Source organism: Streptomyces polyasparticus (assembly GCF_014493765.1).
GTDB classification, from domain to species: domain Bacteria; phylum Actinomycetota; class Actinomycetes; order Streptomycetales; family Streptomycetaceae; genus Streptomyces; species Streptomyces polyasparticus.
The window spans coordinates 502,764-528,129 of the sequence record NZ_JACTVJ010000004.1 but is presented as its reverse complement, the minus strand read 5'-3'; the positions used below and the strand labels follow the sequence as shown (position 1 = coordinate 528,129).

Annotated in this window: 27 protein-coding genes and 1 riboswitch; of the genes, 14 read left to right on the top strand and 13 right to left on the bottom strand. The window is 70.5% G+C overall.

Annotated elements, in window-relative coordinates; translation table 11 throughout:
- The first annotated feature begins 10 nt into the window (after nt 1–10).
- The 5 genes from H9Y04_RS06725 (at nt 11) to H9Y04_RS06705 (ending at nt 4,371) form a co-directional block, all read left to right on the top strand.
- Nucleotides 11–835, top strand: a complete 825-nt coding sequence (locus H9Y04_RS06725; protein WP_187812737.1) for a lysophospholipid acyltransferase family protein — start codon at nt 11–13, stop codon at nt 833–835.
- Between the two features lie 62 nt (nt 836–897).
- A complete protein-coding gene (gene macS, locus H9Y04_RS06720; protein ID WP_187812736.1) occupies nt 898–2,106 on the top strand; it encodes a MacS family sensor histidine kinase in 1,209 nt (402 codons plus the stop codon).
- A complete protein-coding gene (locus tag H9Y04_RS06715) occupies nt 2,106–2,774 on the top strand; it encodes a response regulator (RefSeq protein WP_187812735.1) in 669 nt (222 codons plus the stop codon). Before macS ends, H9Y04_RS06715 begins: the two co-directional genes overlap by 1 nt.
- Nucleotides 2,761–3,165 (top strand): hypothetical protein, encoded by a 405-nt coding sequence (locus H9Y04_RS06710; RefSeq protein WP_187812734.1) that lies wholly within the window; start codon nt 2,761–2,763, stop codon nt 3,163–3,165. The genes H9Y04_RS06715 and H9Y04_RS06710 overlap by 14 nt, the downstream gene beginning before the upstream one ends.
- Before the next feature lie 168 nt (nt 3,166–3,333).
- On the top strand, nt 3,334–4,371 hold the full coding sequence (locus H9Y04_RS06705; RefSeq protein ID WP_187812733.1) for a 6-phosphofructokinase: 1,038 nt from the start codon (nt 3,334–3,336) through the stop codon (nt 4,369–4,371).
- Nucleotides 4,372–4,405: 34 nt separating this feature from the next.
- Here the strand turns inward: H9Y04_RS06705 and H9Y04_RS06700 are convergent, their stop codons facing one another.
- From H9Y04_RS06700 to H9Y04_RS48405, 3 genes are all read right to left on the bottom strand, one after another.
- On the bottom strand, nt 4,406–5,416 hold the full coding sequence (locus H9Y04_RS06700) for a 2-hydroxyacid dehydrogenase (protein WP_187812732.1): 1,011 nt from the start codon (nt 5,414–5,416) through the stop codon (nt 4,406–4,408).
- 117 nt (nt 5,417–5,533) lie between these two features.
- Entirely contained in the window at nt 5,534–7,420 is a 1,887-nt protein-coding gene (locus H9Y04_RS06695; RefSeq protein WP_187812731.1) for an anthranilate synthase family protein, read from the bottom strand.
- Between the two features lie 105 nt (nt 7,421–7,525).
- The gene (locus H9Y04_RS48405) at nt 7,526–7,582 is read right to left on the bottom strand and encodes a trp operon leader peptide (RefSeq protein ID WP_368858426.1); all 57 of its coding nucleotides are present in this window, start codon (nt 7,580–7,582) and stop codon (nt 7,526–7,528) included.
- Between the two features lie 119 nt (nt 7,583–7,701).
- Between H9Y04_RS48405 and H9Y04_RS06685 the strand changes: the two genes are divergently transcribed.
- Nucleotides 7,702–9,054 carry a class II 3-deoxy-7-phosphoheptulonate synthase gene (locus H9Y04_RS06685; protein ID WP_187812729.1) on the top strand — a complete coding sequence of 451 codons (1,353 nt, stop codon included), beginning with the start codon at nt 7,702–7,704 and terminating at the stop codon, nt 9,052–9,054.
- Nucleotides 9,055–9,198: 144 nt separating this feature from the next.
- Nucleotides 9,199–9,450, top strand: coding sequence for a (2Fe-2S)-binding protein (locus tag H9Y04_RS06680; RefSeq protein WP_187812728.1), 252 nt, complete (start codon nt 9,199–9,201; stop codon nt 9,448–9,450).
- Between the two features lie 7 nt (nt 9,451–9,457).
- Here H9Y04_RS06680 and bfr read toward each other — a convergent pair whose 3' ends face one another.
- Nucleotides 9,458–9,937: a bacterioferritin gene (bfr, locus tag H9Y04_RS06675; protein WP_187812727.1), complete on the bottom strand. Its 480-nt coding sequence runs from the start codon at nt 9,935–9,937 to the stop codon at nt 9,458–9,460.
- Nucleotides 9,938–10,093: 156 nt separating this feature from the next.
- Here bfr and H9Y04_RS06670 point away from each other — a divergent pair, with 156 nt between their 5' ends.
- Entirely contained in the window at nt 10,094–10,717 is a 624-nt protein-coding gene (locus tag H9Y04_RS06670; protein ID WP_187812726.1) for a sulfite oxidase-like oxidoreductase, read from the top strand.
- Between the two features lie 21 nt (nt 10,718–10,738).
- On the opposite strand, the gene H9Y04_RS06665 is transcribed toward H9Y04_RS06670, so the two are convergent.
- The 6 genes from H9Y04_RS06665 to thiO form a co-directional block, all read right to left on the bottom strand.
- Nucleotides 10,739–11,329 carry a DUF4396 domain-containing protein gene (locus tag H9Y04_RS06665; protein WP_187812725.1) on the bottom strand — a complete coding sequence of 197 codons (591 nt, stop codon included), beginning with the start codon at nt 11,327–11,329 and terminating at the stop codon, nt 10,739–10,741.
- A gap of 99 nt (nt 11,330–11,428) precedes the next feature.
- A complete protein-coding gene (locus H9Y04_RS06660; protein WP_187812724.1) occupies nt 11,429–12,292 on the bottom strand; it encodes a deoxyribonuclease IV in 864 nt (287 codons plus the stop codon).
- A 49-nt stretch (nt 12,293–12,341) separates the two neighbouring features.
- Nucleotides 12,342–14,273 (bottom strand): Stk1 family PASTA domain-containing Ser/Thr kinase, encoded by a 1,932-nt coding sequence (gene pknB / locus H9Y04_RS06655; protein WP_187812723.1) that lies wholly within the window; start codon nt 14,271–14,273, stop codon nt 12,342–12,344.
- 113 nt (nt 14,274–14,386) lie between these two features.
- Nucleotides 14,387–15,181 carry a thiazole synthase gene (locus tag H9Y04_RS06650; protein WP_187812722.1) on the bottom strand — a complete coding sequence of 265 codons (795 nt, stop codon included), beginning with the start codon at nt 15,179–15,181 and terminating at the stop codon, nt 14,387–14,389.
- A gap of 5 nt (nt 15,182–15,186) precedes the next feature.
- Nucleotides 15,187–15,396, bottom strand: a complete 210-nt coding sequence (gene thiS, locus H9Y04_RS06645) for a sulfur carrier protein ThiS (protein ID WP_187812721.1) — start codon at nt 15,394–15,396, stop codon at nt 15,187–15,189.
- Nucleotides 15,393–16,580, bottom strand: a complete 1,188-nt coding sequence (thiO, locus tag H9Y04_RS06640; protein WP_187812720.1) for a glycine oxidase ThiO — start codon at nt 16,578–16,580, stop codon at nt 15,393–15,395. Before thiO ends, thiS begins: the two co-directional genes overlap by 4 nt.
- Nucleotides 16,578–16,688: riboswitch (TPP riboswitch) on the bottom strand. Its footprint overlaps the gene before it by 3 nt.
- Before the next feature lie 49 nt (nt 16,689–16,737).
- Between thiO and H9Y04_RS06635 the strand changes: the two genes are divergently transcribed.
- The 6 genes from H9Y04_RS06635 (at nt 16,738) to H9Y04_RS06610 (ending at nt 21,637) form a co-directional block, all read left to right on the top strand.
- Complete coding sequence (locus H9Y04_RS06635; protein ID WP_187812719.1) at nt 16,738–17,082, top strand: avidin-fold protein; 345 nt, start codon at nt 16,738–16,740, stop codon at nt 17,080–17,082.
- Between the two features lie 51 nt (nt 17,083–17,133).
- On the top strand, nt 17,134–18,363 hold the full coding sequence (locus H9Y04_RS06630) for an NAD(P)/FAD-dependent oxidoreductase (protein WP_187812718.1): 1,230 nt from the start codon (nt 17,134–17,136) through the stop codon (nt 18,361–18,363).
- 81 nt (nt 18,364–18,444) lie between these two features.
- On the top strand, nt 18,445–18,825 hold the full coding sequence (locus H9Y04_RS06625; RefSeq protein ID WP_187812717.1) for an Rv2175c family DNA-binding protein: 381 nt from the start codon (nt 18,445–18,447) through the stop codon (nt 18,823–18,825).
- A 122-nt stretch (nt 18,826–18,947) separates the two neighbouring features.
- The gene (gene thiE / locus H9Y04_RS06620; protein WP_187812716.1) at nt 18,948–19,604 is read left to right on the top strand and encodes a thiamine phosphate synthase; all 657 of its coding nucleotides are present in this window, start codon (nt 18,948–18,950) and stop codon (nt 19,602–19,604) included.
- A gap of 119 nt (nt 19,605–19,723) precedes the next feature.
- On the top strand, nt 19,724–20,644 hold the full coding sequence (metF, locus tag H9Y04_RS06615) for a methylenetetrahydrofolate reductase [NAD(P)H] (RefSeq protein WP_187812715.1): 921 nt from the start codon (nt 19,724–19,726) through the stop codon (nt 20,642–20,644).
- A 51-nt stretch (nt 20,645–20,695) separates the two neighbouring features.
- Nucleotides 20,696–21,637 (top strand): SCO2102 family sporulation regulator, encoded by a 942-nt coding sequence (locus H9Y04_RS06610; protein ID WP_187812714.1) that lies wholly within the window; start codon nt 20,696–20,698, stop codon nt 21,635–21,637.
- A gap of 34 nt (nt 21,638–21,671) precedes the next feature.
- Here H9Y04_RS06610 and H9Y04_RS06605 read toward each other — a convergent pair whose 3' ends face one another.
- The 3 genes from H9Y04_RS06605 to H9Y04_RS06595 form a co-directional block, all read right to left on the bottom strand.
- Nucleotides 21,672–23,120 (bottom strand): phytoene desaturase family protein, encoded by a 1,449-nt coding sequence (locus H9Y04_RS06605; RefSeq protein WP_187812713.1) that lies wholly within the window; start codon nt 23,118–23,120, stop codon nt 21,672–21,674.
- 448 nt (nt 23,121–23,568) lie between these two features.
- Nucleotides 23,569–24,183: a DUF4126 domain-containing protein gene (locus H9Y04_RS06600; protein WP_187812712.1), complete on the bottom strand. Its 615-nt coding sequence runs from the start codon at nt 24,181–24,183 to the stop codon at nt 23,569–23,571.
- 64 nt (nt 24,184–24,247) lie between these two features.
- The gene (locus H9Y04_RS06595) at nt 24,248–25,267 is read right to left on the bottom strand and encodes a tyrosine-type recombinase/integrase (protein ID WP_187812711.1); all 1,020 of its coding nucleotides are present in this window, start codon (nt 25,265–25,267) and stop codon (nt 24,248–24,250) included.
- Between the last annotated feature and the right edge of the window lie 99 nt (nt 25,268–25,366).

Below are 25,366 nucleotides of genomic sequence, written 5' to 3'. Positions count from 1 at the left end.
CTACGGGTTCATGAAGCTCACCGTCGGCGGGAGTCTGAAGACCGTCTTCCGGCCCTGGGTCGAGGGTCTGGAGAACATCCCCGCCGAGGGTCCCGCGATCCTCGCGAGCAATCATCTGTCCTTCTCGGACTCCTTCTTCCTGCCCGCGGTGCTCGACCGCAAGGTCACCTTCATCGCGAAGGCCGAGTACTTCAACAGCCCGGGCGTGAAGGGCAAGCTCACGGCCGCCTTCTTCAAGGGCGTCGGCCAGCTCCCGGTGGACCGCTCGGGTGCGCGCGGCGCCGGTGAGGCGGCCATCAAGAGCGGTATCGAGGTCGTGGAGCGCGGCGAGCTCTTCGGCATCTACCCCGAGGGCACCCGCTCCCCGGACGGCCGTCTCTACCGCGGCAAGCCCGGCGGGCTCGCCCGGGTGGCGCTGGCCACCGGCGCTCCGGTCATCCCCGTCGCGATGATCGACACCGAGAAGATCCAGCCGCCCGGCAAGGTGGTGCCCAAGCTGATGCGCCCGGGCATCCGGATCGGCAAGCCGCTGGACTTCAGCCGGTATCACGGCATGGAGAGCGACCGGTTCATCCTCCGTTCGGTGACGGACGAGGTGATGTACGAAATCATGAAGCTCTCCGGCCAGGAGTACGTGGACATCTACGCCACGGCCGCCAAGCGGATGATCGCGGACGAAGCCAAGAAGAAGGCGGAGGCCGCCAAGGCCGAGAAGGCCGAGCTCGCGAAGGCCGAGAAGGCCGGCAAGGACCAGAAGGCCGAGCTCGCGAAGGCCGAGAAGGCCGGCAAGGACCAGAAGGCCGAGCGGGCCGGCGAGGACGAACGGGCCGCATAGGCCGGGACGGACCAGGGGCAGGAACGGTCCGGCGGGGCGCGGGGACCGAAGGGGCGGGGGACATGGCCAAGCGTGAACGTGTGATGCGGATGTCGGTCGAGCTGCCGCTGTGGCGTGCTCTGACCGCGTACCGCATCGGCACGATGGTGTACGCGATCGGGCTCTTCGTGGCCGCGTACGAGAAGTTCCACCGGCCCTGGGTCGCGATCGTCTACTTCACGGTGCTCGCCGTGTGGACCCTCGCCACCCTGCGCTTCGTCGCGAACGCCGCGGCCTGCACCAAGCGGTTCCTGTTCGTCGACCTGACCATCTCGCTGACCGGCATCCTGCTCACCCCGGTGGCCGACTCCGCGCAGCGGATCGCCGGGGACGGCCCGACGCTGCCGTCCATCTGGACCGCCGGCGCCGTCCTCGCGTACGCGCTCAAGGGCGGCTGGCGCTGGGCGGCCGTGGCCTCCGCCCTGGTCGGCATCGCGAACATCGTCCAGCGCGGCCACCCCAGCCAGGACACCCTGCACAACGTCCTGCTCGTCTGGGTCGCCTCCATAGCGATCGGATACGTGGTGGAGGTCGCCCGGGCCTCCGAGCGCACCCTCGCCCGTGCGCTGGAGATCGAGGCCGCGACCCGCGAACGCGAGCGGCTCGCCCGCGACATCCACGACAACGTCCTGCAGGTCCTCGCCATGGTCCAGCGCCGCGGCACCGCGCTCGGCGGCGAGGCGGCCGAGCTCGGGCGGATGGCCGGCGAACAGGAGGTCGCGCTGCGCACTCTGGTCGCGGGCGGGCTCATCCCGGCATCGCGGGTCTCCGAGGATGCGCAGCAGGGGGCATTTGTCCGGATGGTCGAGGAACCCGACGAGGATCCGGACGACCTTCCGCGTGACATCCGCACGATGCTCTCCCCGTACGCAGGCTCCCGTGTCACCCTCTCCGAACCGGGTGCGCCCGTGCTGCTCCCGCCGCCCGCGGCGCGCGAGCTCGCGGCCGCCGTCGGGGCCGCACTGGACAATGTCCGGATGCACGCGGGCGAGGGCGCGCGGGCCTGGATCCTCGTCGAGGACTGGACGGACGAGGTGATCGTGACGGTGCGCGACGACGGCCCCGGCATTCCGGAGGGGCGGCTCGTGCAGGCCGAGGGGGAGGGCAGGCTCGGTGTGGCGCTGTCGATCCGCGGCCGGCTGCGCGATATCGGCGGCACGGCGGAACTGATCTCGGTGCCCGGGCAGGGCACGGAAGTTGAACTGAAGGTCCCACGGGGGAAGGCGAGTTGATGAGTGAGCAGCCGATCAAGGTGATGGTGGTCGACGACCACCCGATGTGGCGCGACGCGGTCGCCCGCGACCTGGCCGAGTCCGGCCTGGACGTGGTGGCCACGGCGGGCGACGGTGAACAGGCGGTACGGCGCGCGAAGGCCGCGGCGCCGGACGTCCTGGTCCTCGACCTGAACCTCCCCCTGAAGCCGGGCGTCCAGGTCTGCAAGGAACTCGTGGGCGCGAACCCGAAGCTGCGCGTCCTCGTCCTGTCCGCCTCGGGCGAGCACGCGGACGTCCTGGAGGCGGTCAAGTCCGGCGCGACGGGCTACCTCCTGAAGTCGGCCTCCACGGAGGAGCTGATCGACGCGGTCCGCCGCACCGCGGTCGGCGACCCGGTCTTCACACCCGGCCTCGCGGGCCTGGTCCTCGGCGAGTACCGCCGCCTCGCCTCCGAGCCCGCCCCGTCGACCCCCGACGAGCCCAAGGCCCCCCAGCTCACCGACCGCGAAACGGAAGTACTCCGCCTCGTCGCCAAGGGCCTCAGCTACAAGCAGATCGCCGAACGCCTGGTCATCTCCCACCGCACGGTCCAGAACCACGTCCAGAACACCCTGGGCAAACTCCAGCTCCACAACCGCGTGGAACTGGTGCGGTACGCGATAGAGCGCGGGCTTGACGACGAGTAGCGGTCCGGAGCGGGAGGCCTTGGAGCGGGTTCTCGCCCCCCACTTCCGGACGCCGGGGGCCCGGCCGGAGATCGGCCCCGGCTGGGTGGGCCTGGTGGCCCGTTGTCATCAGGCGGTGGTCGCGGAGTTTCCCGGCTACCAACTCAACGCCGTCAAGCAGAAGCTCGGGCGTCTCGCCTACCAGGCGCTCCCGGGCTCCTGGCAGCCCGGCGGCAACTGGAGCCGCGCCGAACACCACCGTATTGACGAGATCACCGACGCCTTCGAGGAGCTCAGCGCCTCCGTATGCGAGCGTTGCGGAAACGCGGCCTCGCTCAGGGAGACGAGGCGGATCCTTCTGGCCTTGTGCGATGCCTGCGAAGCCGTCGTGCCCGCTGACGGGCGGCTCTGACCGGGGAGGCCGAGCGCTCACGCGGCGACGCCGTCCCCTCGTACGAGTGAAAGCCGCTGATCAACTGCCAAGCTTTCCAAGGGATTTGGCGCCCTCGACACCGTGAAGTGACCTGGATCACCATTAGCGTGACGGGTCACACAGCGAACGCGGCGAAGGGACTTCCCCATGGGGGCCAAGAAAATCGGCGTGCTGACCGGTGGCGGAGACTGCCCCGGGCTCAATGCCGTCATCCGCGGCATCGTCCGCAAGGGCGTCCAGGAGTACGACTACGACTTCGTGGGCTTCCGTGACGGGTGGCGCGGGCCGCTCGAAGGCGACACCGTGCCGCTCGACATCCCGGCCGTGCGCGGCATCCTGCCCCGCGGCGGCACCATCCTCGGCTCCTCGCGGACGAACCCGTTCAAGGAGGAGAACGGGATCCGCAGGATCAAGGAGAACCTCGCCAAGTACGAGGTGGACTCACTGATCGCGATCGGCGGCGAGGACACCCTCGGCGTCGCCGCCAAACTCACCGACGAGTACGGCATCCCGGTCGTCGGCGTGCCGAAGACCATCGACAACGATCTGTCCGCCACCGACTACACCTTCGGCTTCGACACGGCCGTCGGCATCGCGACCGAGGCGATCGACCGGCTGCACACCACCGCCGAGTCCCACATGCGCGTCCTCGTCGTCGAGGTCATGGGCCGCCACGCGGGCTGGATCGCCCTGCACTCCGGGCTCGCGGGCGGCGCCAACGTCATCCTCATCCCCGAGCAGCGCTTCGACGTGGACCAGGTCTGCGCCTGGGTCACCTCGCGCTTCAAGGCCTCGTACGCCCCGATCGTGGTCGTCGCCGAGGGCGCGATGCCCAAGGACGGCGAGATGGTCCTCAAGGACGGCACGCTCGACTCGTTCGGGCACGTCCGGCTCTCCGGCGTCGGCGAGTGGCTGTCGAAGGAGATCGAGAGGCGCACCGGCAAGGAGTCCCGCACCACGGTGCTCGGCCACGTCCAGCGCGGCGGCACCCCGAGCGCCTTCGACCGCTGGCTCGCCACCCGCTTCGGACTGCACGCCATCGAGGCCGTACACGACGGCGACTTCGGCAAGATGGTCGCGCTGCAGGGCACGGACATCGTGCGGGTGCCGATCGCGCAGGCCACGGCCAAGCTCAAGACCGTGGACCCCGAGCTCTACAAGGAGGTCGGCGTCTTCTTCGGCTGAGCGCTGCGATGAGCGTCCCGCAGGGCCGGGAGCCTCAGCTCCCGGCCTTCGGCGCGGCCGGGACCAGCACGTTCTCGCCGCGCCTGCCCGCCTTGTAGTCGAGCACGTTCTGCAGCGTCGTCTCGATGATCTGGTTCAGCGCGTCCAGCGTGTAGTACGCCTGGTGCGAGGTGACCACGACGTTCGGGAACGTCAGGAGCCGTGCGAGGACGTCGTCCTCGACGCCCTGGATCGACTTGTCGAAGAAGAACAGACCCGCCTCGGCCTCGTACACATCGAGCCCGACCCCCGTGAAGCGGCCCTGGCGCAGCTCGTTGACCAGGGCCTCCGTGTCGATGAGACCGCCGCGGCTGGAGTTCACCAGGATCGCGTCGTCCTTCATGGTGCGCAGCACGTCGGCGTTGATGATGTGCTGCGTGGCCGGGAGCAGCGGCACATGCAGGCTGACCAGGTCGGACTCGGCGAAGAGCTGGTCCTTCTCGACGTACTTCATGCCGAGTTCCAGACAGGCCGGGTTCTGGGCGACGTCCCAGCCCAGCAGATTCATGCCGAATCCGTGGGCGATACGGGTGAAGGCCTCACCGATCTTGCCGGTGCCGAGCACGCCGACCGTACGGCCGCGCATGTCGCGCCCCATCAGGCCGTCGAGCCGGAAGTCGAAGTCACGGGTGCGGTTGGAGGCGCGCACGATCCGGCGGTTGACCGCCATCGCGAGGGTCCAGGCGAACTCGGCCACCGAGAACGGCGAGTAGTACGAGACCCGCGCGACCGTCAGGCCGAGGCGCTCGGCCACCTCCAGGTCGATGTGGTTGAACCCGGTGGAGCGTGTGGCGATCATCTGGGTGCCGCCGGCGGCCAGGGTCTGCAGGACCCGGCTGCTGACATTGGCGTTGACGCTGACCGTGATGATCTCGTAACCCGCAGCGATCGGCGCTGTGTCCTCGGTGAGGAACACGTCCAGGCAGCGGACCTCGTGGTGTCCTTCGAAGGCCTTCTCGATGAGCGGCTTCTCGTCGGCCTGCACGCCGAATGACAGGATTTCCACGACTGCTCCCAACGCTCCCCAGGACTTCCAGAAGGTGAGGCTTCTGGCCGGATATGCGCGAATATACGGGGGTCCGGGCCGGGCCGCCCCCGGGACCCGGACCCTCCGCGGGCAGCCTCAGACCCGGACCGTGGACCGCACCGACTCGATCAGTTCCCGCACCACCGCGGTCCCGCGCAACGTCAGGACCGACTCGGGATGGAACTGCACCCCCGCGAACCCGGGCCCGCGCAGCGCGTGCACCTCGCCGGTTCCCGAGCTGCGGCTCACCTCGATCCCGTGCGCCGCGAGCTCGGCCGCCGTCTCGCCGTCGCACACCGCGGTGAAGCTGTTGTAGTAGCCGACCGTCTCGGGCCGCCCGAACAGCACGATCCGCGTCTGCGCCCCCTGGTACGGCACCTGCTTGCGCACGATCTGCAGGCCGAGTTCGGCCGCGAGCAGCTCGTGCCCGAGGCAGACCCCCAGCAGCCCGTGCCGGTGGTTGCGCACGAGATCGGCGGTCAGCGCGCGCAGGAAGCGCATCTTCGGGTCGGCCGCGTCCGAGGGGTCGCCCGGGCCGGGCCCCAGGAAGATGGGCCCCTCGTGCGCGAGCGCCGCCTCGCGCAGTCCCGGCTCGTCGTAGCGCCGGACCGTGACCGACAGGCCGCAGGAGCGCAGCACATGGGCGAGCATCGCGGTGAAGGTGTCCTCGCCGTCGATCACCAGGGCGTGCCCGCTGAGCTCATCGGTCCGCTCCTGCATCCGCAGCCAGAACGGCGCGAGCGCCCCGCGCCGCGAGTCGAGCGCCTCCTGTACGCGGGGGTCGTCGCCGAGCCGCGGCTTCGCCCGCTCCGTGCGCGGGCGCCCGGGCCGCACCCCGAGCGCGGCCAGGATCCCGGCCGCCTTCGCATGCGTCTCGGCCACCTCGTTCGCCGGCACGGAGTCCCGTACGAGCGTGGCGCCGACCGGCACGCGAAGCCGGCCGTCCGCCGCGATGTCCGCGGTGCGGATCAGGATGGGGGAGTCGAGCGTCTGCGCACCGCCCGCGTCCCGGCCGATCAGGGCGAGCGCTCCCGCGTAGTAGCCCCGGCCGCCGCCCTCGTACCGCCGGATGACCCGGCAGGCGTTCTCCACCGGCGAGCCCGTGACGGTCGCCGCGAACATCGTCTCCTTGAGCACCTCGCGCACATCCAGGCTGGACTTCCCGCGCAGCTCGTACTCGGTGTGCGCGAGATGCGCCATCTCCTTGAGCCGCGGTCCGACGACGACCCCGCCCTGGTCGCCGACGGTGCACATCATCTTGAGCTCCTCGTCGACCACCATCGACAGCTCGGCGCGCTCCTTGGCGTCGGCGAGGAAGCCGAGCAGACCGTCCGCCGTCGGGCCCTCGGCAGGGTAGCGGTAGGTGCCGGAGATCGGGTTCATCACGACCGTGCCGCCGCTCATGCGGACGTGGACCTCGGGGCTCGCGCCTACCAGCGTCCGGTCTCCCGTGTGCACGACGAACGTCCAGTACGCGCCCCTCTCCCCGTCCAGCAGCCGCCGGAACAGCGCCAGCGCGTCCGCCCGCGAGAACCCCTCGATCTCCCCCTCGTAGGTCCGCCGGATCACGAAGTTCGCGCCTTCGCCCTGCCCGATCTCGTCCCGGATCACCCGCTCCACGATCCCGGCATACGTCTCGTCGTCGATGTCGAAGCCACCGCCGCGCACCTGTACATCCTGCGCGGGCAGCTGATCGAGCGCCTCGGCCAGGCTCATCTCGTACGACTCGTGCGCGATCAGATACGACAGCGGCGTGGCGTCGTCCGTCACCTCGAAGCCGCGCTCGCGGATCTGCCGGAAGGGGACGAGGGCGAGGAGGGGATGGCCGGTGTCGGGCAGCTCCGAGAGCCGCTGCGCCTCGCGCACCGGGCCGGTCAGGACCTCGACGGTGTCGTGGTCGCGGCCCGGGGTACGACGGCGGAGGAGGGCGAAAGGGGTGTCCGAGTCGATAAGTCGGCTGAGGTTGAAGCGGCGGTGGTCCATGGCATGGGTTCCTTCCGGCGGGATGGGGATCTCGGGGAGGAACGGCCGTGGAGAAACAGAAAAGGCCGCCCCTCGGGCGGCCTTCGCGAGTCAGGGAACGCGCAGTCAGTGGGCCGCCGGATGAGCGGTCCACCACCAGTTCTGGTGCTGCTGCGTGTACATGGCGCCGACCATAGCGCATTCACCGGCCGCCGTGTCACGGTGCGTACGACTGCTCACCCGCTGTCTCAATAGGTGGGCTGAAGAATGGACGCACGCTCCGACCCCGTAATGTTGACGAGGTGACCGTGAACGCTAAGACCACCGCAAACGGTGGCAACACCTGGCGAGACCTTCCCGCGGCGCAGCAGCCCACGTACCCCGATGCCGAGGCTCTGCGCGATGTGATCGCGGACCTCGAGTCGTATCCGCCGCTCGTCTTCGCGGGCGAGTGCGATCAGCTGCGCAACCGGATGGCCGCTGTGGCCAAGGGTGAGGCGTTCCTGCTGCAGGGCGGCGACTGCGCCGAGGCCTTCGATGCCGTGTCCGCCGACCACATCCGCAACAAGCTCAAGACGCTGCTCCAGATGGGCGCCGTCCTCACGTACGCGGCCTCCGTGCCGGTCGTGAAGGTGGGCCGGATCGCCGGCCAGTACTCCAAGCCGCGCTCCAAGGACACCGAGACCCGCGACGGCGTGACCCTGCCGACCTACCGCGGCGACTCCGTCAACGGCTTCGACTTCAACGCCGAGGCCCGTATCCCGGACCCCGAGCGCCTGAAGCGGATGTACCACGCCTCGGCCTCCACGCTGAACCTGGTGCGCGCCTTCACCACCGGCGGCTATGCCGACCTGCGCCAGGTGCACGCCTGGAACCAGGACTTCGTCAAGAACTCCCCGTCGGGCCAGCGCTACGAGCAGCTCGCGCGGGAGATCGACAACGCGCTGAACTTCATGCGGGCCTGCGGCACGGACCCCGAGGAGTTCAAGACCGTCGAGTTCTTCTCCTCGCACGAGGCGCTGCTTCTCGACTACGAGTCGGCGCTGACCCGCGTGGACTCGCGCACGGGCCGTCTGTACGACGTCTCGGGCCACATGGTCTGGATCGGCGAGCGCACCCGTCAGCTGGACGGCGCGCACATCGAGTTCGCCTCGAAGATCCGCAACCCGATCGGCATCAAGCTGGGCCCGACGACCACCCCGGAGGAGGCGCTGCAGTACATCGAGCGCCTCGACCCGGACCGCGAGCCGGGCCGCCTGACCTTCATCGTGAGGATGGGCGCGGACAAGATCCGCGACAAGCTCCCCACCCTGGTCGAGAAGGTCACGGCCTCCGGTGCCACCGTCGCGTGGGTCACCGACCCGATGCACGGCAACACCTTCGAGGCCGCCTCGGGCCACAAGACCCGCCGCTTCGACGACGTGCTCGACGAGGTCAAGGGCTTCTTCGAGGTGCACAAGGCGCTCGGCACGCACCCGGGCGGTATCCACGTCGAGCTCACCGGTGACGATGTCACCGAGTGCGTGGGCGGCGGCGACGAGATCTTCGTCGACGATCTGCACCAGCGCTACGAGACGGCCTGCGACCCCCGTCTGAACCGCAGCCAGTCCCTCGACCTGGCCTTCCTGGTCGCGGAGATGTACCGGGACCAGTAGCACCCGACACACCTATGGGGCGCGGATCCTTGTGATCCGCGCCCCATAGTGCTTTTGCGGGCTGTTCTCGGCGGGTAAGGTTAGGTTAGCCTCACCGATCATCGGGAGAGCGAACCAGTCCTGTCCCGCGGGAGGTGAATCGGCGTGTACGTCTGCTCTTGCTTCGGCATCACCGAGCAGCAGGTCAAGGACCATGCGGACGCCGGTGCCTGCACCCCTCGGCAGATAGCCTCCAAGTGCAAGGCCGGCACCGACTGCGGGTCCTGCGTACGCCGCATCCAGGCGATTCTCGGCCGGGGTGCGTGCCCCAGGCGCGAGCTGGTCGAGCAGGGCAACGCGGTGGCCGCTCTGGCCCCCGAGCCCGCACTGACCGAATCCCTGGAAGAAGCCGCCTGAGCGTTCCTCAGGCCGAGGGCTGCTCGATCAGCTGGGCGATGTACAGCGGCTCGCCGAGCTTCTCGATCAGCTCGAGCTGAGTGTCGAGATAGTCGATGTGGTGCTCCTCGTCCTCGAGAATCGACTCGAAGATGTTCGCCGAGGTGATGTCGCCCTTCGCGCGCATCACGTCGATGCCCCGCTTCAGTCGGTCGATGGCCTCGACCTCGACCTGCCGGTCCGCCTGGAACATCTCGGTGACCGTCTGTCCCACGCGTACGTGGAAGAGCCGCTGGTAGTTCGGCAGCCCGTCCAGGAAGAGAATCCGGTCGGTGAGCACCTCCGCGTGCTTCATCTCGTCGATCGACTCGTGCCGCGTGTACTTCGCGAGCTTGGTCCAGCCGAAGTTCTCCTGCATCTTCGCGTGCAGGAAGTACTGATTGATGGCCGTGAGCTCGGCGGTCAGCTGCTCATTGAGAAATTCGATGACCTCGGGGTCGCCCTGCATCGCAGAGGCTCCTTCCAAGCGCGTGACTGGGGCAGGTGCGCCGCATCCTTGCACCGGTTTTCAGGGGCCGTCCAGTAAGTGCATGCTTAGTAGGAGTTGCCCGAATCGGTGCAGACCTGGTCACGTCCACCCTCCGCGGGCTGTCATCATGGAGACATGGGTCAGCCGGATAGCCGTCACGCGAAGCAGAACGAGCTTCCTCCGGGGCAGCGGCTGCAGCGGGGCTGGCCGGTCACCCACTACGGGCCCGTACCGAAATTCCGGCCGGAACGCTGGGAGTTCAGGGTCTTCGGCGCCACTGCCGACGGCGAGAAGCACTGCTGGACCCATGAGGAGTTCGGCGCGCTGCCGTACGCCACGGTCCTCGCCGATCTGCACTGCGTCACCAAATTCTCGGTGCTCGGCGCCGAATGGGGCGGTGTGCCCGCGCGTGCCGTGCTCGATCTCGCGCCGCCCGCGCCCGATGTCACCCATGTGATGGTCTGGGCCGAGTACGGCTTCAGCTCCAACCTGCGGATCTCCGACTTCACGGCCGAGCAGACGATCTTCGCCACGCACCGCGACGGCGAGCTGCTCACGGCCGAGCACGGCTTTCCGCTGCGGCTCGTCGTCCCGCATCTGTACGCCTGGAAGGGACCCAAATGGGTCCGCGGCATCGAGTACATGACCGCCGACCGCCGTGGCTTCTGGGAGGAGCGCGGCTATCACAACATCGGCGACCCCTGGCGCGAGCAGCGCTACTCGTACCAGGAGGAGCCCGGGGACGGTCCCGAGCTCTGATCCCGGCTTCCGCTCCGCGGGTCAGTGGTACTGGTGCACCACCGCGTGGCCCTTGCCGCGGCCGATCAGCCACTTGTTGACCGGGGTCGTGACCAGGAAGGCGATCGCGAAGGCGAAGGCCAGGGCGCCCCAGAACAGGGCATCGCTCAGGTGGGCCTCCATCGCGCCCGGCACGGCGAGCAGGACGCCGTTGTCGACGATCTCCATCACCGTGATCGACAGGGTGTCGGCGGCGAGCGCGACGCCGATCGCGGCCTTCAGTGAGACGCCGGCGCGGACGACCGCGAACAGCGTGAGCGAGTAGCCGAAGAAGAAGGCGAGCGCGATGGCCAGGACCATCGTGGGGGCGGTGCCCCAGCCGAGCGCCGTGCCGATGATCATGCCGAGCACCTCGCCGATGGCGCACCCGGTGAGGCAGTGCAGCGTGGCTTTGGCGGCCATGGCCCAGGAGACCTTGCCGTGGCCGTGGTGGCCGCCGTGGCCCTGGTGACCTTGATGGCTGCCGTGGTCGGCGTGCTCGCCGTGGCCCGTATGGCCGGCGTGCTCGCCGTGGCCCTCGTGATGCTGGTGGTGCGCGTGCGCTGTGTGCGGCTCATGCGTTTCGTGCTGCATGGCGGATGGCCCCCAACGTCAGGTAGCGGTTCCTGTCGATGACAGGAACCGTATACCCCCTAGGGGTATTCCCTCAAGTGGTGGGCGGATCCTCGGGCCTCACCCGTCCCGCAGCTTCTTCAGGAGCTCGACATCCGCCGTGTGTCCCGACTGGCCGCCCGGTGTCTCGATGATCAGGGGTACGCCGTCCATCTCCGGGTGCCTCATCAGGGCCCGGAATGCGTCCTCGCCGATATGGCCCTGCCCGATGTTGGCGTGCCGGTCCTTCTTGGCGCCGACCACGTCCTTGGAGTCGTTGGCGTGGATCAGTTTGAGCCGGCCCGTGCCGACCGTCTCCACCAGCTGGTCGAGGGTCTGGTGCATGCCGTGCGGGCCGGTGAGGTCGTGGCCCGCGGCGAAGACGTGGCAGGTGTCCAGGCAGATGCCGAGCTTGGGGTGGTGGTCGAGCGCGTCGAAGTACGGGCCGAAGTCCCAGGTGCGCGAGCAGATCGAGTAGCCCTGGCCGGCCGTCGATTCGAGCAGGAGGTACGGGTCGTCCTCGTGCGTGAGCTCGTCGAGGAGCGGCCGCATGTGGCGGCGTACCTGATCGAGGGCCTCCGCACGGTCGCGTCCCTGTGTCGCGGAACCCGTGTGCACCACGACCCCGAGCGCGCCGATCTCCCGGCCGCGGCGCAGCGAGTGGCGCAGCGAGGCCACCGACTTCTCGACCGTCTCGGGGGAGTGCGAGCCGAAGTTGATCAGATACGGGGCGTGGATGTACGCCGGGATCGACTCGGCCGCGCAGGCGGCGCGGAAGGCCTCGTCCTCGGCGGGGCTGCCGGGCGGGGTGGCCCAGCCGCGGGGGTTGGCGACGAAGACCTGGACGGTCTCGCAGCCCAACTCCCGTGCGTACGCGAGGCCTTTGGTGGCGAGACCGCCGGCCACGGGGACATGGCTGCCGACGGGGTTACGGGTGTGCTTCACGCCCTCAAGGGTGGCACGGTGCCGGCGGCGGTCCGCCGCCGGCACCTGCTCAGCGGATCTTGATGGTGATCGTCGAGCCCTTGGCCGCTTCCTCGCCGCCCTCGACCGACTGGCTCTCCACGGTGTCGCCGAACAGGCCCAGGAAGCCACGGTCCTCGTCGACCTCGAATCCGGCGGCCGTGAGCTCGTCCTTGGCCTCGCCGACCTTCATGCCGACGACATCGGGGACCTCGACCATCTCCGGACCCTTGGAGATCTTCAGCGTGACGGTGTCGCCCTCGGCCAGCGAGGCGCCGCCGCCCGGCGACTGCTCGCCGACCAGGCCCTTGTCGTGCTCGGAGTGGACCTGCTCCTGGGAGATCTCGACCTTCAGGCCGTCCTCTTCGAGCTCGGCGCGTGCCTCATCGGGGGTCTTGCCGGTGACATCGGGCACCTCGACCGGCTCGCCCTTGCTCACGGTGATCGCGACGGCCGTGCCCGATTTGCGCTGCGTACCGGAGGTGGGGCTGGTGCGGATCACGTCGCCGCGGCGCACCTCGTCGCTGAACTCCCGGGTGACCGTGCCCGGTTCGAGCCCGGCCTTCTGCAGCTCCTTCTTCGCCTCGTCCAGCGAACTGCCGCTGACATCCGGGACCCGCACTATGCGCTGGCCGAGGGAGACGGTGAGCGTGACCTCGCCGCCGCTGCGGATCCGCTTGCCCTGGTCGGGGTCGCTGTCCATCACGGTGCCGCGGTCGTAGGCGGCGCTGTACTTGCGCCGGACCTCGTCGTTGACCCGCAGGCCCGCGTCCTCCAGCTTCTTGCGGGCCTCGGCCTCCGTCTTGGCGAGGATCAGCGGGACCTGGGTGAACTGGCCGGAGTTGATGTACCAGACACCCGCGCCGATCCCGAGCGCCAAGATCACGGCGGCGATCACCGTGTACATCCCGCGCCGTGGCCGCTGCGCGCGGCCGGGCGCGGCCGGGGCGGCCGGCGGCGGGGGCGGCATCTCGAAACGGCTGGTGCGGTTGAGCTGCTCCTCGGCCGGCAGCGGCCGCGGCACGGAGGCGACCGCGCGCGGGATCACGCTCGTACGGTCCTCGGAACTGCTGTGGGCGTCCTGTACGGCGGCCGGCGGCACCGCGTCCAGCTGGGCCTCGGTGAGCGCGGCGCGCGCCTGGAGGGTCCGGCCGAGCAACGCGGCAGCGTCGTAGGGACGCACCTCGGGGTTGCGGGCGGTCGCGAGGGCCACCAGTTCGTCGAGGTCGACGGGCAGGCCGGGGACGGCGGCGGACGGCGGCGGGATGTCCTCGTGCAGATGCTTGTAGAGGATCTGCGCGGGCGATTCACCGGTGTGCGGCTTGGCGCCGGTGAGCATCTCGTAGAGCACGACACCGCACGCGTACACATCCACGCGCGGGTCGGCCTCGCCGCGCTCGATCTGCTCGGGGGCGAGATACGAGATGGTGCCGAGGACCGCGCCGGTGGTGTTCGTCACGGTGTCCACGGACCGTACGAGACCGAAGTCGGCGACCTTGACCCGCCCGTCGTCCCCTATCAGGACGTTCTCGGGCTTCATGTCGCGGTGCACGAAGCCCGCGCGGTGTGCGGCGCCGAGTGCGGCGAGCACCGGCTCCAGGATGTCGAGGGCGGCGCGCGGCTGCAGGGCGCCGCGTTCGCGCAGGACGTCGCGCAGGGTGCAGCCCGCCACGTACTCCATGGCGAGGTAGACGTACGCGCCCTGGGCGCCCTGGTCGAAGACGGCGACCACATTGGGGTGCGCGAGCCGCGCCACGGACTTCGCCTCGCGGATGAAGCGGTCGACGAAGGCGGCGTCGGCGGCGAGCGTCGGATGCATCACCTTGAGCGCGAGCACGCGGTCGAGGCGGGTGTCCACGGCCCGGTAGACCGTGGCCATCCCGCCCACCGCGATCCGGGCGTCGATCCGGTACCGGCCGTCGAGCACCTGCCCGACGAGAGGGTCCTGAAGGGTCGTGTCCACGGGGCGAGTGTACGAGCCGTGGCTTGGAGGTTTGCCTGGTTGGGGGGAGGTGGGCCGGTTCTGAAGCTGACCTGTGACCGTGCGCCGACGCCGCCGACGCACGGTCACGGGGCTCAGAAGGCCGGCCGCTCCGGATCGAGCCGGGCCCGGCCCTCCATCGGTGAGGAGGCCTCCGCGAAATGGCGGCGCGGGATGCGGCCCGCACGGTAGGCGAGCCGTCCGGCCTCGACGCCGTGCCGCATGGCCTCCGCCATCAGGACCGGCTCCTGGGCCCGCGTCACCGCGGACGCCAGCATCACCGCCGAGCAGCCCAGCTCCATGGCCAGGGCCGCATCGCTCGCCGTGCCCGCGCCCGCGTCGAGGATCACGGGGACGCCCGCGCTCTCCACGATCAGCTGGAAGTTGTGCGGATTGCGGATGCCGAGGCCCGAGCCGATGGGGGAGCCGAGCGGCATGATCGCCGCGCAGCCCACGTCCTCCAGCCTGCGGGCGAGCACCGGGTCGTCGTTCGTGTACGGCAGGACCGTGAAGCCGTCGTCGACGAGGGTCTCGCAGGCCTCCAGGGTCTCCACCGGATCCGGCAGGAGCGTGCGCTCGTCGGCGATGACCTCCACCTTCACCAGGTCCGTGCCGAGCGCCTCGCGCGCGAGGCGGGCCGTGAGCACCGCCTCGCCCGCGGTGAAGCAGCCTGCCGTGTTCGGCAGCACCTCGATGCCGAGCGAGGTCAGGACGGAGAGCACCGAGCCCTTGGTGCCGGGGTCGACGCGGCGCATCGCGACCGTCGTCAGCTCGGTGCCGGAGGCGGCGAGGGAACGCTCGAGGACGTCCAGGCTGGGCGCCCCGCCCGTGCCCATGATCAGGCGGGAGGTGAAGGTCCGGTCCCCGATGACGAGGGAATCGTCGGCCATGGTCGTCAGCCTCCCTGCACTGCGGTCAGGACCTCGACGCGGTCACCGGCGGACAGCGCGGTGCGCTGCCATTCGCCGCGCGGTACGACGGTCTCGTTGAGCGCCGCGGCCACCCCGGACGGCGCGGTGGTGACATCGGCGACCAGGGCGCCGAGGGTCGTGCCGTACGACACGTCCCGCGCCTCACCGTTCACGAGGACGGCGATCGTGCTCATACGGTGCTCCCTTCCCGTACGGAGAACCGCAGGGGATCCGGTACGGAGAAACGCAGCGGGCTGAAGGGCCGGACGGCCTCGGGGAGTTCCCCTGTGGTCAGGGCGTGCGCCATCGCGTCGCCGGTGACGGGGGTGAGCAGCACACCGTTGCGGTGGTGCCCGGTGGCGAGCAGCAGGCCCGGCAGCTCGGCCGGCCCGATCAGCGGTGCGTTGTCCGGGGACCCGGGCCGCAGGCCCGCGCGGGTCTCCACCAGGGGGAGCTCCGTGATCCCTGGGATCAACTCATGGGCGTCCCGCAGGAGTTCGTAGACCCCGCCGGCCGTGACCGTGGTGTCGTACCCCTGCTCCTCGCTGGTGGCCCCGATGACCAGCTCGCCGTTCTCGCGCGGCACGAGGTACACCTCGCTGCCGCGGACGACCGCGCGCACGGTGCGCTGCAGGAAGGGCGCGTACGAGGGCGGTATCCGCAGCCGCAGCACCTGTCCCTTGACGGGTCGCACCGGCACGTCGACCGGAAGTCCCGCGAGCAGGCCGCTGTGGCTGCCGCCCGCGAGCACCACCTGGCCGGCGCCCAGCTCGGTGCCGTCCGCGAGCACGGCTCCCACCGCCCTGTCCCGTACGACCGAGAGCTTCTCCGCCCACTGCCGGTGGAAGGTGACACCCGCCCTCTCGCACGCGATGACCAGGGCTTTCGCGAGCCGGCGCGGATCGATCTGGTGGTCGTCCTCGGCCCGCAGACCGCCGCGCACCCCGGGTGCCAGCATGGGTTCGAGGCGTCGGCACTCGCGGCCCGAGAGCCACTCGGAGGCGAGCCCCGAGCGCTGCTGCAGCGCGTGCACCTCGCGCAGATGCGCCCGGTCGTCGGCGTCGAGGGCGACCGAGAGCGTGCCGCAGGAGCGGTAGCCGAGCTCCTCGCCGCTCGCCTCGGTGAGCTCGGCGGCGAAGGACGGATAGCGGGCGGCGGAGGCCAGGTTGAGGGCGAGCAGGGTCTCCTCGCCGTAGTGGAGTTCGGTGACGGCGGCGAGCATCCCGGCCGCGACCTGCGCGGCACCGCCGCCGGGCGCCGGGTCCACGACCGCGGTGCGCAGCCCCTGCTGCGCGGACCGCCAGGCCGTGACCAGGCCGATGATGCCGCCCCCCACGACGAGGACGTCGGACGGCACTTCAACGGACAATTGCGACATGGGCGTCCAGCCCCTCCCTTCGCCGGCATGACCCGGATCAGGTTCATACGGTCGGAGGCCGCCGCCTCCCTCTCAGCCCGGCACGTCCGGGCTCCCGCGAGTGCTTTACGTTGGCCACCATAGCCCGACGTATCAACGCTCTTGAAGGGAGCGGCCCATGGCTGCCCGCTCGCTCGACGGACTCGTGATGGCCCCGGTCGAGGACCAAGCACCAGGTCAGGTGGGGACCCGCACCCGCTTCACGTATCACGAGCAGGACGGCGTGATCCGGGCCTCGTACGCGGGCGGGGATGTCGTACGGGGCGAGCTCGTCGGGACGCGCGCAGGGGACGTTCTCGACTTCCGTTACGTGCAGTTGAAGACGGACGGCGAGACGGCGTCCGGGCACTGCGTCTCGGAGGTCGTGGAGCTCCCGGACGGGCGGATCAGGCTTCTGGAGACCTGGGAGTGGGAGTCGCGGCCCGGCAAGGGCACGAGTGTTGTGGAACAGGTCACGTCCTGACCTGTGCGGTCCGCCATTCCTGACGGTCCGTCAGTTGTTTATGGTGGCCGGATGAGCGAGCAGCGGGAGGTACCTGTGGGGCAGCGTCGCGTGGTGATCGTCGGGGCCGGCATGGCCGGTGTGCAGACGGCGGTGGCCCTGCGCGAACAGGGCTTCGAGGGACCGGTCACCCTGATCGGCGCCGAACCGCACCAGCCGTACGACCGGCCACCGCTGTCCAAGGCGGTGCTGCTCGGCAAGGCCGAGGGCTCGGCCTTCGAGGTGGACTTCGAATCGCTCGGCGTGGAGCTCCAGTTGGGCCGCGAGGTCACGGGCCTGCGCGTCGACGCGCATGAGCTCGACACCGCGCAGGGGCCCGTACCGTACGACGTCCTGGTCCTCGCCACCGGAGCGGAACCGCTGCGCCTTCCGGGCGCCGAGGGCATCCCCGGCGTCCATCTGCTGCGCACGCTCGACGACGCACAGCGGCTGCGCCCCGTGCTCACCGAGCAGCACGACATCGTGGTGGTGGGCGCGGGCTGGATCGGCGCGGAGTTCGCCACGGCGGCCCGGGACGCGGGCTGCGCGGTCACCGTGGTCGAGGCCGCGGACCGCCCGCTCGCCGGAGCGCTGCCCGCCGAGGTCGCGGCGCCGATGACGGCCTGGTACGCGGAGTCGGGCGCCGTGCTGCGCACCGGCGCACGGGTACAGGCCATCGAGCCCGGCGCGGTGGTCCTGTCCGACGGCACCCGAGTGCCGGCCGGCGCCGTGGTCGTCGGCATCGGCGCGCGCCCCGCCACGGCCTGGCTGGCGGACTCGGGCATCGAGCTCGGCCGGGACGGAGCGGTCGTCGCGGACGCGGCGCTGCGCACCTCGGCCCCGGATGTGTACGCGGTGGGGGACTGCGCCTCCTTCCCCTCGGCCCGCTACGGGGCCCGCCTCCTGGTCCACCACTGGGACAACGCGCTGCAGGGCCCGCGCGCGGTGGCCGCCAACGTGATCGGTACGCAGCCGGCGGTCTACGACCCGGTCCCGTACTTCTGGTCGGAGCAGTTCGGCCGCTTCGTCCAGTACGCGGGCCACCACGGCACCGCGGACCGGCTGGTGTGGCGCGGCGACCCGACGACCCCGGCCTGGTCGGTGTGCTGGCTGCGCGAAGGCGTCCTGGTGGCGGTCCTCGCGGTGGGCCGCCCCCGCGACCTGGCCCAGGGCCGCAAGCTGATCGAGATGGGCGCGGCCCTGGACCCCGAGCTGGCCGCGGACCCGGCGCTTCCGCTGAAGAAGGCGATGACCGGGGCCTGAGGGGGCGGGGGAGCGGTCGCGACGCCCGCCCGGGCGCTCACGCGACCCCCAACCCGTCCAAGGCGTGGCACCCTAATAACCGTGACCGAGATTGACGCAAAGATCGATGCTCTCGTCCCTGCGTGGCTGAACCTCCCCGAAATCGCCGAAATGTTCGGCGTCGAGGTGACGCGTGTGCGACAGCATGTCAAGGAAGGCCGGCTGATCGCCGTGCGCCGTGGCGAGAACAAGGCGCTGTACGTGCCGGCGCCGTTCATCGACGGCAACGCCGAGGACGGCTACAAGATCGTCAAGGGTCTGCCCGGACTCCTGACGCTCCTGCGCGACGACGGCTTCTCCGACGAGGAGATGCTGGAGTGGCTCTTCACGCCGGACGACACCCTGCCCGGCACCCCCGCGCAGGCGCTGAGCGAGAATCGCGGCACGGAGGTGAAGCGCCGCGCCCAGGCGCTCGCCGTCTGACAGCCGCCGCCCCGCCGCTGTGCCGGCGGAGCAACCAGTAATCGGCATACGGGCCCCGTGACCGAGGCCGCCGCAAGGCACCCTGGTCCGGGGCCCGTGCGCCGCGAAACAGGGGGGATCCCATGTCTGTCACCGCAGGCACGCGCCGCGACCGGCTCGCCGACGCCCGGCTCTACCTGTGCACCGACGCCCGCAGGCGCCAGGGCGATCTGCCCGAGTTCCTCGACGCGGTGCTCGGCAGCGGAGTCGACATCGTGCAGCTGCGCGACAAGGGCATGGAGGCCGCCGAGGAGCTCGAGCACCTCGCCGTCTTCGCCGACGCCTGCCGCCGCCACGGCAAGCTGCTCGCCGTGAACGACCGCGCCGACGTCGCGCACGCCGTCGGCGCCGACGTCCTCCACCTCGGCCAGGGCGATCTGCCGGTCCCCGCCGCCCGCGCGATCCTCGGCGAGGACGTGCTCATCGGACGCTCCACGCACGCCGAGTCCGAGGCTGCCGCTGCCGCCGTACAGCCGGGCGCCGACTACTTCTGCACCGGCCCCTGCTGGCCGACCCCCACCAAGCCCGGCCGTCACGCCCCCGGCCTCGACCTGGTCCGCCGCACCGCCGAACTCGGCACGGAGCGGCCCTGGTTCGCGATCGGCGGGATCGACCTGGGCAATCTGGACGAGGTGCTCGAAGCCGGCGCGGACCGGGTCGTGGTCGTCCGTGCGATCACCGAGGCCGACGATCCGGCCGCCGCGGCCGCCGAGTTCGCCAAGCGGCTCCGTACGGAATGATCCGCACGGTCCGTACCGAGCGACCGACAACTGTCCGAAGGGTGGACGGAAAACCGGCAATCCCGGCATAACCGTCACTCGCAGTTGGGGTGCGGGGCCGCCGTGACTAACCTGCGGGTATGGCCCTCGGTACCGCTTCCACCAGGATGGATCGCGCACGCACCGTGCGCGACATGCTCGCGACCGGCAAGACCACGTACTCCTTCGAGTTCTCCGCGCCCAAGACCGAGAAGGGCCAGCGGAATCTGTGGACTTCGCTGCGCCGGGTCGAGGCGGTCGCCCCCGACTTCGTCTCCGTCACGTACGGTGCCGGCGGCTCGACCCGCGCCGGCACCGTCACGGAGACCCAGCAGATCGTCGCCGACACCACGCTCACGCCGGTCGCGCATCTGACCGCCGTGGACCACTCGGTGGCCGAACTGCGCAACATCATCGGCCAGTACGCCGACGCCGGGATCAGGAACATCCTCGCGGTCCGCGGCGACCCGCCCGGCGACCCGATGGCCGAGTGGGTCAAGCACCCCCAGGGGCTGACCTACGCGGCCGAACTGGTCCGGCTCATCAAGGAATCCGGCGATTTCTGCGTGGGTGTCGCGGCCTTTCCCGCCATGCATCCGCGCTCTCCCGACTGGGACACGGACGTGCGGCACTTCGTGGACAAATGCCGCGCGGGAGCCGACTACGCGATCACGCAGATGTTCTTCCATCCCGAGGAGTACCTGCGGCTTCGCGACCGCGTGGAGGCCGCCGGGTGCTCGACGCCGATCATCCCCGAGATCATGCCGGTCACGAGCGTGCGGATGCTCGAACGCCTCCCGCAGCTCAGCAACGCCGCGATTCACCCCGGGCTGAAAGAGCGGATCCTCACATCCAAAGACGACGCCGCGGCTGTACGCTCCATTGGCATCGAGTTCGCGACGGAGTTCGGTGCGCGGTTGAAGGCCGAAGGAGTGCCCGGTTTGCACTTCATCACGCTCAACAACTCCACGGCGGCCTTGGAAATCTACGAAAATCTGGGCCTGCACCACCCGCAGGCCTGAACCGGTACAGCCGCACACCCCCACGCGGCGGGCCGTAGGAGAGGGGCGTACATGGGCTGGACGGTCCTCTACATCGCGTTCGGACTGGTCGCGCTGTGGCTGCTCGGCGAGGTGCTGCTGCAGTACAAGGCGCGGCTGCGCTGGCGGCTGCTCGCGTTCGCCGGCTTCGTCGGCGTGGTGCTCGGTGTGCTGATTCCCTCGGTGTACGTGATCGGGGCGGGCGCCATAGCGTTCGCCATCGGCCAGACGTATGTGACCCTCTCCTTCCGCCGCGGCTTCTCCACGGGCTGGGCGATCGGCGGCAACCCGGGGGAGAGCCGCCGTCGCAAGGGTGTGCCCGAGTCCGACCCGACGCTCGAGGTCTCGGATCTCGAGTACGAGGCGGAGTACCGCCAGGACGGCCCGGGCGCCGGCTACGACGACCGCGACCAGGGCTACGGCGACCGCGATCAGGCGTACGGCAGCGGTGACCAGGCGTACGGCAGCAGTGACGGCTACGCACCGCAGCAGGCCTCCGTCTACGCGCCCGAGCCGCTGCCCGACGACACCGGCAGCTACGGCATCTACGACACCTCGGCCCAGGGCTACCCGCAGCAGCCCGCCGCCGCGGCGGCAGCGGCCGACTCGTCCTCGTACGGCTATGACGCCTACAACAACGGCTACGACCAGCAGAACTACGGGTACGACCAGCAGGGCCAGCAGAGCTATGCGGCCTACTCGGACCCGTACATCGGCGGCGCGGGGACGTACGACACCGGCCAGTACGACACGTACGGCAGCGGGCAGCAGGGCTATGACAGCGGGCAGTACGACCAGTACCAGCAGGGCGGTTACGGGGACAGCACCCCGCCCGGCGGGGTCTGGGTACCGCAGCAGCGCAACGGCGACGAGACGCTCTCCGGGGGCCTGCCGCCCGAGCAGCCGGGGTATCCGCCGTACAACCCGGAGGGGTACGACACCGGGTACAACGAGCAGCAGCAGTACCGCTACTGAGCGTTGACGCATCCGAGGGCCGGACGGCCGGGGCTCACTGCGAGCCCCGGAAGTCCGGCCCTTCGACGATCAGGCCCGCGACGAGGGCGCCGGACATGCCGGCGTGCGGGAGCCCGCCCCCGGGGTGGGCCCAGCCGCCCGCGCGGTACAGGCCGGGCAGGCGGGTCGTGTTCGACGGGTAGAGGTAGCGGGCGTCGGCGCCGGCCAGGGCGGGGTGGGGGACCGGGCCCTGCGTGCGGATCTCGTGCCACAGGAGGCGGTCGCGCAGGCCGGGGACCGCGCGCTCGGCGGCGGTGAGCATCCGGTCGGCGAAGTCCTCGGTGTCGGCGATCTTGTGCGCGGCGGAGGTCAGGACCACCGACTCGTGCCCGTCGTCGGGGACAAGGGCCGGGTCGCCGGGCCGCAGCACGGTCACCGTCGGGCGTACGCCGGGCCCGAACCCGCCTGCGAGGGCGTCGAGTTCGGCCTTGCGGTCGGGGGCGTGGACGACGGTGCGGTGCGCCGCCCCGTCCTCGCGTGCGCCGCGCAGGGCGAGCAGCACGGTGCAGCGGCCGGGGCGGACCCGTGCCGTGTCGAGCACGGCGTCCTGCCCCGGAACGTGCAGCGGCCGGTCGGCGAGCGGCTGGGGGTCGACGCCCGCGAGGACGTGCTCGGCCTCGTGCACGGAACCGTCGGCCAGCTCGACGCCCGCCGCCCGTCCGTCCTTCTCGACGATGCGGACGACCTCGGCGCCGAAGACGAACTCCACCCGGCGCTGCACGCACCGCTCGTACACGGCGCGGGCGAGCTCGCGGATGCCGCCGCGGACGTACCAGGTCCCGAAGGCCTGCTCCATGTACGGCAGCACGGCGGCGCTCGCGGGAACGGTGCGCGGATCGAGCCCGTACGCGAGCACGGAGCTCTCCACGAGGGCGATCAGGCGGGGGTCGGCCAGCTCGTGCTTCATCGCCTCGCCGAAGGTGGGCGGCCGCTTCCGCAGCAGCCCGCTCCTGCGGACGGCGGGATACGGATCCCGCTCGCCGAGCACCCGCCAGTCCTCCCAGAGCGGTTCCTCGAGCAGCGGGCGGCGGGCGCGGTCCCAGGCCTCGCGGGCCCGGTTCAGGAACTGGGCCCAGCGTTCACCGGCGCCGCCGCCGAGCGCCGCCTCGATGGCGTCGACGGTGCCGGCGCGGGAGGCGTTGGGCACGTCGACGGCGGTGCCGTCGGCGAAGAGGTGCCGGACGGCGGGGTCGACCTGGACGAGGTCGACGCAGTCCTCGAGGGGCTGCTTGCCGGTCTTGATGAACAGATCGCGGTAGACGGCGGGCAGCGGGAGCAGACCGGGTCCTGTGTCGAAACGGAACCCGTCGCGTTCGAGGGTGCCCACCGATCCGCCGTAGGTCTCCGCGCGCTCGAAGACGGTGACGCGGTGGCCCGCGACGGCGAGCCGTGCGGCGGCCGCCATCGCGCCCATACCTGCGCCGATCACCACGATTTGTGCCATGCGGGGAGGGTACCGGCCGGGTCGTCGCGGGTACCTTGCGGGTCTGCGCCCGCGGTTGCTCCGCCGCTCCGCGCGGTGGTGGGGTGCGGGGGCTGACGCCCCCACGCCCCCCGGGCCTTTGGCGAGGGCTGCGCCCCGCCCTGCTGCTCCGCCGCTCCGCGGCGGTGGGATGGGTGTGGGGCTGACGCCCCGTACCCCCGGAGCAATGCCGAGGGCTGCGCCCCGGACGCTGCTCCGCCGCTCCGCGGCGGCAGGGCATCGGGGCCGACGCCCCTGCCCGCCGCCACCCCGCGCATCGGGGGTGCAGGGGGCGGAGCCCCCGCAGGCCCTCCGCCCCGCAGGCCCTCCGCCCCGCAGGCCCTCCGCCCCGCAGGCCCTCCGCCCCGCAGGCCCTCCGCCCCGCACGCCCTCCGTCGCACCGGCCCTCCGGCCTCCACCGCGAAGGGGTTCAGCGTGGTGGGCCGCCCATTCCGGCAGCCAGGCGCTTCTCCTCGCGTTTCTGAGCGCGCCTGCGCAGGAAGCGGCGGATGCGGTGGGCCAGGAAGAGCAGCAGCACGAGGCCGATGAGCAGCAGTACGGCCGCGATGATCGCCGCCGCCTCCGGATAGAACATCGCGAAGGTGACGAGCCCGCCGACGCCGAGGTCCTCGGCGGTGCTCATGATCACGTTGCTGAAGGGCTCCGGCGACGTGTTGATCGCCATCCGCGTGCCTGCCTTCACGGCATGGCTCGCCAGCGCGGTCGAACCGCCGAGCGCACCGGCCGCGAGGTCCGAGACCGAACCGCTCTGCCCGGCGAGCAGCGCGCCGACCACGGCGCCGGACACGGGCCGGATCACGGTGTGCACCGTGTCCCAGAGGGAGTCGACGTAAGGGATCTTGTCGCAGACCGCGTCGCACAGGAAGAGGAAGCCCGCCGCGCAGAGCACATCGGTGCGCTCCAGTGCGGGAGGTACCTCGTCGCTGACGCCGGTCACGCCGAAGATGCCGAGCAGGAGCACCACCGCATACGCGTTGATGCCGCTGGCCCAGCCGCTGGTGAACACGAGGGGAAGAACACTCACTGTGGCTCCGACCTGCGGAAATGGTGTCTCTTCATGTGCTGATTCCAGCACATCTCAGCACGGGTTACGCGACCATCGCGAGATCCAGCACCGAGACGGCGGTATCAACCGCGTCGGGAGTGAGGTGCCCGTACGTGTCAGCCGTTTCCGTGATGCTGCCATGTCCAAGCCATCGGCTCACCGACAGGAGGGGAAGACCGTTGAGGAGACACGTCGTCGCGAAGTAGCGCCGCAGTGCGTGAGGGGACCAACGTGCGGTGCTCGCGAGAGTCGGCCCGGTACCGACACGAGGAACGGCCTTGTACCAATCCTCGCGGTACCAATCGGGGGTCATCAGGTCGCCTGTGGACGTGCGCAGAAGCCTGCCGTCCTCAGCGGTGCCGAAGCGCCGTACATGCCACTGGACGTGATCCCAGACGATGCCGGGCACGGGCACGTCTCGCCACTCGCCCTCTTGCCGATGCTTGAGCGCCACCAGGGCGGGCCGCAGCTTCCCGTCCGTGCTCCTGACCTTCTGGACCTGTCGCCGGACACGGAGCACCCGCGTACCGCCCACAAGACGGAAGTCACCTTCACGTACGCCCATGGCCTCACCGATACGCAAGCCGCATCCAGCCATGAGCCAGATACCCACAGCGTTCTGAGGCTTCATGCCGCGAGCGATGCGGTCGATATCCGGGAACGTCGGTAGCTCCGTCTCGTCCACCATCTTCGGCGGGAGCTTGGGAAGCACCGCAGAGGCGAACGGCGAGTGAGCTATGGCCTTGTCCTTGACTGCCTGCCGGAACATGGCCTTGAGGGAGTTCGCGACGGCCCAGAACGTTGCCGCTGTGAGTCCACCCGTGGTCATGGTGTGCGCGATGCGCTCAAGGTCCGCTGCAACCACGTTGCCGAGCGGCTTGTGACCTATCGAGGGCTTGAGATGCCGTATGTAGCTCTTCTCGTCCCGGTACGCGGTCGTGTCCTTGACCTGTCGGCGTCCGCAGAACTCGGCCCAATAGGCGTTGACGGTCACCGCGCCCTTGTCAGGGTCGATGTACGAGCCGTCTCGTACGCGGTGCTCCACGGTGGCCTTGAAGTCCATCGCGTCCTTCTTGAGACGGAACGACTTCTCGCGCTGCCTTCCGGACCGGCCACCGGCTTCCCGGTAGCGGACCATCCATCGCTTGCCCTTGTCGTAATC